Here is a 7973-nt window from a genome sequence, read left to right as displayed (position 1 = left end):
GGGGGCCCCCGGGGCGCGCCCCCCCCCACTACTTGCACCCCGTGTGTAACCCCCCCTTGTGGGGGGGGGGGGCGGCCCACCCGGCCGTCCCGCCCCCCGTTGATCCGTACGGGTCAGACCTTCGCCTTGCCGAGAATCCGGTTCACTGTTGTGCCGCAAACCGGACACTTGCCTTTGGCCATGTTCATACCGGTCTTCGAGACCTCCACGTGCCCCTCGAAGTCCCGCTTCTCCTTGCACTTCACGCAGTAACCGTTGTAGGTCTGGGCCTGGTCGGCCACGGTGCCCTCCTCGTCTCGTCCGCCGGTCAATACGGTCCCGGCGGGTTGCCCTGCGGCGGGCCACACGGGGCGCCGGCGCTGGGTCTCACTCCACGGCCACCTTCGTGACCGCTGGTCCGCGGACCCTACCCAGGTCTGGGCGGTTCCATGTCAGCTGTGCATCGACACTGTGAGCAAGTCGACGTCGAGAGTGTGCATGGCGAAATAGGTCGGATAAGTCAGTTTGGCGGGGACACGCCGACCAAACCCTCACAGCCACCCGTGCGAGTGCCCCCGCGGCGGCGCCGAGCGCGGTGATCACCTACGGTGGAGGGGTGCCGCCCGGCACCGCTGCGCCGCCGTACACGGTGGGTGACGAGACGGCCCGGCGGCCTCGCGGTGACCACCGGCCCAAGAAATTTTCGGGACGGTGGGCGACCAATCACCATCTTTTGGGCGCGTGTCGCGCGGTTGACTCTTGCGGACCCCTGGTCAGTACGCATTAGCTTTCCTTCGTGACACGTAGCCGAGGCTGCGCGGGCCAGTGATGGCGGGGACGCGTAAGCCGGTCGTCGAGGTGCGGCGCAGCCAGCGTCGGCGACGCACGGTGTCTGCGTACCGTGACGGTGAGCGGGTGGTCGTCCTCATCCCGGACCAGTTCTCCCGAGCCGAGGAGAGCGAGTGGGTCGACCGCATGTTGGCGCGACTCGCCGCCCGCGAGGGCCGGCTCGCCCGGTCGGACGACGAACTTGTCGCCCGCGCCACCCGCCTGATCGACCTCTACCTCGGCGGGTACGGCGCGAAGGCGGTGCCCGCCAGTGTCCGCTGGGTCACCAACCAGAACGGCCGCTGGGGCTCCTGCACCCCCGCCGACCGCAGCATCCGCATCTCGCACCGGGTCCAGGACATGCCCGACTGGGTCATCGACTACGTGCTGCTGCACGAGCTGACGCACCTCATCGTGCCCAGCCACAACGCCCGCTTCTGGGCGCTGGTCGGGCGCTACCCCAAGTCGGAGCGCGCCCGCGGCTACCTCGAAGGCGTCGCCGCCGCCTCCTGCACCCCGGTCCCCACCTGATCTCGTCGGGGCGAGGGTTGATCGACTCGCGTTCCTGAAAACCGCGCTATCGATGCCTCTTCCGGATACCACGATTTCAAGGAAGGCGAGTCGATCACGGTGCGGCTGGGTCGTGCGGGCGGGGTGGTCGAGGTGGGCGCTAGGGTCGGGGGGTGGCACGACGGGTGGTAGTGGCGTTGCTCGGGCCGGTTCCCTGGTCACCGCCGGGCGTCGACCTGGCCGAATGGCGAGCGGCTCTCGCGGAAGACGTCGTCGACCTGTTCGCCACGCTCAACGAGGTGGAGGTCGCGGTCGCGGTCACCCGCGCCGACCGGGCCCTCGCCGACGCGTTGGTCTGGCCCGGCACGACGGTGTACGAGGTGGCCGAACTGACGCCGAACGCCGTGTTCGCGGCGTTGGACGGCTACGACCAGGCGGCCGTGCTCACCGCTGACGTGCCCGACCTGCCCGCGCTTACCGTCGGAAAGCTGCTGCGTCCGCTCACCACCCGGTCGGTCGCCGTCGCTCCGGTGGAGGGTGGCGGCCCGGGTCTGCTCGGAGTGGCCGTACGACTGCCCGTGCCGGAGTGGCTGCCCCCGCTCGACATGGACACGGCGACGCCGGCCGACGCGCGGGCCGGTGCTCCCGCGCCCGGGGACGTCGCCGTCACGGCGGGTTGGCGGCGGCAGCGCGGCCCGGCCGACCTCGCCACCCTGGACCCGGCCTTCGAGGGCTGGGAGGCCACCCGCGCGCTGCTGTCCGGGTCGGGCCGCCCGGGCTGACCAGGCAACACGCGCTCCGCCCGCTGCTCCGCTGGTCGGCGGTTCGGGCTGGTCGGCGGCCGCGCGCTGCGCAGGCGTTCCGGCTGGTCGGCAACCGAGCGCCCCACTCGATCAGCTGCTTCGCTGACCGGGCAACCCGGGGCGGACGCGTGCCGGGTGCCCGCCACCGCGTGGCGCGGGCACCCGGACCTATGCGTCAGGCCTTGCTGTCGCCGTCGGAGTTCGTGTCGCCCTCGGTCTCGTCGGGCTGACCCGGAGCCTTCTCCGGGGCCCCACCGGGCGCGCTGAAGTCGAAGCTGTCGAGCTCGCTCAGGTCCATGTCGTTCATCGCGAAGGCCACCGGGTCGGCGAAGTCGTCGTCCGACGGGAGCAGGTCGGGGTGGCCCCAGACGGCGTCCCGGCCTTCGATGCCGCGGTGCTCGGTGAGCGCCGCCCACAGGGCCGCCGCCTCGCGCAGCCGGCGTGGACGCAGCTCCAGGCCGACGAGCGCGGCGAAGGTCTGCTCGGCGGGGCCGCCGGCGGCCCGGCGGCGACGGAACGCCTCGCCCAGCCGCACGACGTTGGGCAGGCGGTCCTTGGCCGCGCTGTCCACCACGTGGCACACCCAGCCCTCGACCAGGGCCAACGCGGTCTCCAGTCGGGCCAGCGAGGCCTTCTGCGCCGGGCTGTCCTCGGGGGTGAAGATGCCTTCCAGGGCGATCGCCTGCATCGACTCGGGGTCGGTCGGGTCGACGCGGCCCATCGCCTCCTCGATCGCCTCGCGGTTGACCCGGATGCCCGAGGCGTACATCTCGACGGCGGTGAGCACGTGCCCGCGCAGCCACGGGACGTGCTGGAACAGCCGCTGGTGGGCGGCCTCGCGCAGCGCCACGTAGAGGCGCACCTCGTCCTCGGGCAGCTCCAGGCCCTCGCCGTACGCGCGGATGTTGGCCGGGATCAGCGCGGCCGTGCCGGCCGGGCCGAGCGGCAGCCCGATGTCGCCGGCGGAGAGCACCTCCGCGGCGAGCGAGCCGAGGGCCTGCCCCAGCTGACCGCCGAAGAGCGCGCCACCGAGGCTGGCGACCATCGACTGCATCGGGCCGAGCTGGGCGCGCGCCTCCGGCGGCACCAGGTCACCCATCGCGCCGACCATCCGGCTGGCCACCGGATCGCAGAGCTTGCGCCACACGTCGAGCGTCTTGAAGATCCACTCGTTGCGGTTCCAGGCGACCGGTGACTGGATGCCCGACGGCCAGGACGAGGCCGGCTCCAACCACAGGTCGGCCAGGCGCAACGCCTCCTCGACCGCGTTGCGCTCGTACGGGGAGACCGCCGGGTCGCCGGCGGCGGCGAGTTGGCTGGCAGCCACCTGCCGGGCCAGGTCCCAGTTGACCGGCCCGCTGCCCGGCGCCGAGAGCAGGTGCTGCAACTGCGACATGAACTGCTGCATCTGCGCGGGATCGTTGGGGTCTGGTGGTTGACCACCCGGGAGCGCGAAACCGAACGGAATATCAGGCACGACGTCTACGGTACGCGGGCCGCGCCCCAGGTAGCCGCCGCTGGCGTTGCGCTGAGGGCGAAGTCGCACGCCGCATCCGTCGGGCGGGCCCGGAGCAATCGGTACGCTCTGGCGCATGAGACGTCGCGGCCTGACGGTCCTGCTCGGTGCCCTGTTCACCGCCCTGCTGAGCATCGGGGTGCTCCGGGTGCCGATCCCGTACGTGGTGCTCGGCCCGGGCCCGACGGTCAACACCCTCGGCACGGCCGACGGCAAGGAGGTCATCCAGGTCACCGGCCGGGAGACGTCCACGTCCGCGGGCCAGCTCCGGCTGACGACCGTGGGGGTGCAGCCAACGGTTCGGCTCCGCTCGGCGATCGCCGGCTGGTTCTCCGACGACGAGGCGGTGGTGCCGCGTGAGCTGGTCTACCCGCCGGGGGAGTCGACCGAGCAGGTCGAGCAGCGCAACGCCGAGGACTTCAAGGTCTCGCAGACCAGCGCCGAGACCGCCGCGCTGCGCGAGCTGGGCTTCCCGGTGCAGGTGGTGATCAAGTCGGTCGCCGCGGACGGCCCGTCCGCAGGGGCGCTCAAGGTCGGCGACGTGGTCACCTCGGTCGACGGCCAGCCGGTGCCGGTGGCCGCCGCGGTCACCGAGCTGATCCGGGCCAAGCCGTCCGGTACGGCCCTGCGGATCGGCTACACGCGCGACGGCGCGGCGGCCACCGCGACGGTGACGAGCCGGGAGCAGGACGGCCGGCCGCGGATCGGTGTCGAGATCGACCAACAGCAGCCGCACCCGTTCACGCTCGGCATCGACCTGGGGGACATCGGTGGCCCGAGCGCCGGCCTGATGTTCGCCCTGGGCATCGTGGACAAGCTGACACCTGCCGACCTCACCGGCGGGAAGGTCATCGCGGGCACCGGCACGATCGACGACGAGGGCACGGTCGGCCCGATCGGCGGGATCGCCCAGAAGCTGGTCGGTGCGAAGCATGCCGGGGCCAAGGTCTTCCTTGTGCCGGCCGACAACTGCGCCGAGGCGGTCCGCAATCCGCAGCCCGACCTGCCGTTGCTGAAGGTGGGTTCGCTGGACGAGGCGCTCACCGCTCTTGAGACGCTGCGCGCGGGTGGTCAACCGACCCGCTGCTGACCCGCGTGACCGTGCCCCGACACGTTCAGAAACACCCCGTACTCTGGGTGCCTGATCGGAGCCGATCACATCGAGCGTGCGGAGCCAACAGTGGTAATGCGTAGCAGCAGCCCCCTGCCGAGGATGAGCCGGCGCGGCCGCGTCACCATCGCTGTCCTGGTCGGGGTGTTCGTGCTCTTCACCCTGCTCGGCTGGGGTGTCCAAGCCTGGACGGACTGGCTCTGGTTCGACGAGGTCCGCTACACCGAGGTCTTCACAGGTGTGCTTGTCACCCGGCTGATGCTGTTCCTCGTCATCGGTCTCGGCATGGCGGTGATCGTCGGCGGCAACCTGTGGCTGGCCTACCGGCTGCGTCCGCGGCTGCGGCCGCACTCGGTGGAGCAGGCCACCCTGGAGCGTTACCGGATGGCGCTCAGCCCGCGCCTCGGCACCTGGATCGCGCTTACCGCCGCCGTGGTCGGGATCTTCGCCGGCCTGTCCGCGCAGAGCCGGTGGAACCAGTGGCTGCTCTTCCGCAACGGTGGTGACTTCGGGATCAAGGACCCGGAGTTCGGGGTGGACATCGGCTTCTACGTCTTCCAGTTGCCGTTCTGGCGCTACCTGCTCGGTGTCGGCTTCACCGCCGTGGTGTTGGCCCTGATCGGCGCGCTGGCGGTGCACTACCTCTTCGGCGGGGTTCGCCTGCAGGGCATCGGGGACCGGATGAGCAACGCGGCCCGCGCTCACCTGAGCACCCTCGTCGCGGTGTTCGTGCTGCTCAAGGCCCTGGCGTACGTGCTGGACCGTCGCGCGATGCTGCTTGAGTACAACGAGGGCGCCAAGCTGTACGGCGCCGGCTACGCCGACGTCAACGCGCTGCTGCCGGCGAAGGAGATCCTGGCGTACATCTCGATCGTCGTGGCGATCGCGATCATCGTGTTCTCCAACGCCTGGATGCGGAACCTGGTCTGGCCGGGCATCTCGCTCGCTCTGCTCGGCGTCTCCGCGGTGGCGATCGGCGGCATCTACCCCTGGGCGGTGCAGACCTTCGAGGTGAAGCCGAGCGCCAAGGACAAGGAGGCGCCGTACATCCAGCGCAGCATCGACGCGACGCGGGCGGCGTTCGGGTTGGGCGCCACCGAGACCACCCCGTACGCGGCGAACAACCTCACCCCACCGGCGAACCTGGCCACCGACACGTCTGTGGTGTCGAACGTGCGGCTGCTCGACCCGCAGTTGGTAAGCGAGACGTACACGCAGCTCCAGCAGGTGCGGGGCTTCTACGACTTCGGTCCCAAGCTGGACATCGACAGGTACGGGGTGAACGGCAAGACCTCCGACTACGTCGTCGGCGTCCGTGAGATCAACTACGGCGAGCTGACCGACCAGCAGAACACCTGGATCAACAGGCACACCGTCTACACCCACGGGTACGGCCTGGTGGCCGCCCCGGCGAACCAGGTGGTGTGCGGCGGGCAGCCGTTCTTCGTCTCCGGCTTCCTCGGCGAGAAGACCCAGGAGGCGTGCTCCTCGCAGACCGAGCAGATCCCCGCCAAGCAGCCGCGGATCTACTACGGCGAGCGGATGGCGGCCGACGACTACGCGATCGTCGGGCAGTCCGACCCGAACAAGAAGGCCGAGTTCGACAGGCCGGTCGGTGAGGGTGGCGGCGAGTCCTACACCTACACCGGTGAGGGTGGCGTGGAGATCGGCTCCTTCACCCGGCGACTGCTGTACTCGATCAAGGAGCAGGAGTCGAACTTCCTGCTGTCCGAGGCGGTCAACAAGGACTCCAAGCTGCTGTACGTGCGTAACCCGCGGGACCGGGTGGAGAAGGTCGCGCCGTTCCTCACCCTGGACGGCGACCCGTACCCGGCGGTGGTCGACGGCCGGGTGCAGTGGATCGTCGACGGCTACACGACGGCGGCGACCTACCCGTACGCCGAGCGGGTCAACCTCCAGGTCGAGACGACCGACGAGCTGACCAACCGGGGCACCTTCCAGTTGGCCCGGGAGAACGTCAACTACATGCGCAACTCGGTGAAGGCCACCGTCGACGCGTACGACGGCACCGTGACGCTCTACGAGTACGACGACACCGACCCGGTGCTGAAGGCGTGGAACAAGGCGTTCGGCGGGGACCTGATCAAGCCGAAGGCGGACATCCCGGTCGAGCTGACGGAGCACCTGCGTTACCCGGCCGACATGTTCAAGGTGCAGCGCAACCTGCTCACCAAGTTCCACGTGACCAACCCGGGTGACTTCTACTCCGCGCAGGACTTCTGGCAGGTGCCGAACGTGCCGGACGCGCCGGACAGCGGCCAGAAGCAGCCTCCGTACTACCTGTTCACCCAGTTCCCGGGCCAGGAGGACCCGCGGTTCCAGCTCACCTCGGCGGTCACCCCGAACGGCCGGCAGAACCTGGCCGCGCTGATCTCCGGGTCGTACGTCGACGGGAAGCCCCGGCTGGAGGTGCTGGAGCTGCCGGACCAGACCCGGATCTCCGGGCCGGTGCAGGTGCACCAGCAGATGACCAACAACGCGAACATCCGCCAGCAGCTCAACCTGCTCTCCAGCAACCAGGCGCAGGTGCAGTACGGCAACCTGCTCTCGTTGCCCTTCGCCGACGGCATGCTCTACGTCGAGCCGGTGTACGTGAAGAGCAACCAGCAGGACGCGTACCCGCTGTTGCAGAAGGTGCTGCTCTCCTACGGTGACGGCGGCTCGTTCGTGGCGCTCGCCGACAACATCAACGACGGCATCAAGCAGCTGGTCGAGCAGGGCAAGCGCGCCGGGCAGGGCACCTCGCCGCCGCCGACCACGGGGGGCAACCCGACGAACCCGTCGCCGACGGCGACCCCGACCGCGACGCCGACGCCGGGCAGCACCACCCCGCCGCCGACCGGCCCGCTGGCCACCGCCGCGGACCGGGTGCAGGCTGCCATCACGGAGGTCCGCGCCGCGCAGACCTCCGGCGACTTCGAGCGGTACGGTCGCGCGCTCAAGGCGCTGGACGAGGCGCTCACCGCGTTCCAGCAGGCGCAGCAGGCCGCCAACCCGAGCGGCAGCGCGCCGCCGCCGACGCCGAGCGCCACCCCGGGCGGCTGATCGGCCGCCCGAGCACCACCCCGGAGCCCTCGTCGTCGGACCCGCGCGGTCCTGACGTCGAGGGCTCCGTCGCGTCGGCCGCGGTGGGCCCGGTCCTGCCGGCGCGGTATCGGGGTCGTTTTGCGGTGCCCCGGGTCGGTGCGCTACGGTTAACGAGCCG

General features: G+C 70.6%; 6 protein-coding genes. 4 read left to right on the top strand and 2 right to left on the bottom strand.

Features of this window, described 5'->3' with window-relative positions; all coding sequences use genetic code 11:
• Window positions 1-113 precede the first annotated feature (113 nt).
• Window positions 114-281, bottom strand: a complete 168-nt coding sequence (locus ACLQ26_RS11495) for a DUF5679 domain-containing protein (protein WP_007464795.1) — start codon at window positions 279-281, stop codon at window positions 114-116.
• A 526-nt stretch (window positions 282-807) separates the two neighbouring features.
• Here ACLQ26_RS11495 and ACLQ26_RS11490 point away from each other — a divergent pair.
• On the top strand, window positions 808-1338 hold the full coding sequence (locus ACLQ26_RS11490; RefSeq protein WP_425744385.1) for a M48 family metallopeptidase: 531 nt from the start codon (window positions 808-810) through the stop codon (window positions 1336-1338).
• A 152-nt stretch (window positions 1339-1490) separates the two neighbouring features.
• Window positions 1491-2099, top strand: coding sequence for a hypothetical protein (locus ACLQ26_RS11485; RefSeq protein WP_425744384.1), 609 nt, complete (start codon window positions 1491-1493; stop codon window positions 2097-2099).
• 196 nt (window positions 2100-2295) lie between these two features.
• On the opposite strand, the gene ACLQ26_RS11480 is transcribed toward ACLQ26_RS11485, so the two are convergent.
• Window positions 2296-3528: a zinc-dependent metalloprotease gene (locus ACLQ26_RS11480; RefSeq protein ID WP_425744411.1), complete on the bottom strand. Its 1233-nt coding sequence runs from the start codon at window positions 3526-3528 to the stop codon at window positions 2296-2298.
• Window positions 3529-3712: 184 nt separating this feature from the next.
• Between ACLQ26_RS11480 and ACLQ26_RS11475 the strand changes: the two genes are divergently transcribed.
• Both ACLQ26_RS11475 and ACLQ26_RS11470 read left to right on the top strand, forming a co-directional pair.
• Window positions 3713-4726, top strand: a complete 1014-nt coding sequence (locus ACLQ26_RS11475; RefSeq protein ID WP_425744383.1) for a YlbL family protein — start codon at window positions 3713-3715, stop codon at window positions 4724-4726.
• A 96-nt stretch (window positions 4727-4822) separates the two neighbouring features.
• Complete coding sequence (locus ACLQ26_RS11470; protein WP_425744382.1) at window positions 4823-7813, top strand: UPF0182 family protein; 2991 nt, start codon at window positions 4823-4825, stop codon at window positions 7811-7813.
• Window positions 7814-7973 lie beyond the last annotated feature (160 nt).

The organism is Micromonospora sp. DT43, assembly GCF_049841645.1.
Lineage (GTDB): Bacteria > Actinomycetota > Actinomycetes > Mycobacteriales > Micromonosporaceae > Micromonospora.
This window is presented reverse-complemented; position numbering and strand designations above follow the sequence as displayed.

What these genes read in the sequence shown, in the direction of transcription:
- ACLQ26_RS11475 (WP_425744383.1), top strand. Translation starts at nt 3,713, where the DNA reads ATGAGACGTCGCGGCCTGACGGTCCTGCTCGGTGCCCTGTTCACCGCC.
- ACLQ26_RS11490 (WP_425744385.1), top strand. Translation starts at nt 808, where the DNA reads ATGGCGGGGACGCGTAAGCCGGTCGTCGAGGTGCGGCGCAGCCAGCGT.
- ACLQ26_RS11480 (WP_425744411.1), bottom strand. Translation starts at nt 3,528, where the DNA reads ATGCAGCAGTTCATGTCGCAGTTGCAGCACCTGCTCTCGGCGCCGGGC.
- ACLQ26_RS11470 (WP_425744382.1), top strand. Translation starts at nt 4,823, where the DNA reads ATGCGTAGCAGCAGCCCCCTGCCGAGGATGAGCCGGCGCGGCCGCGTC.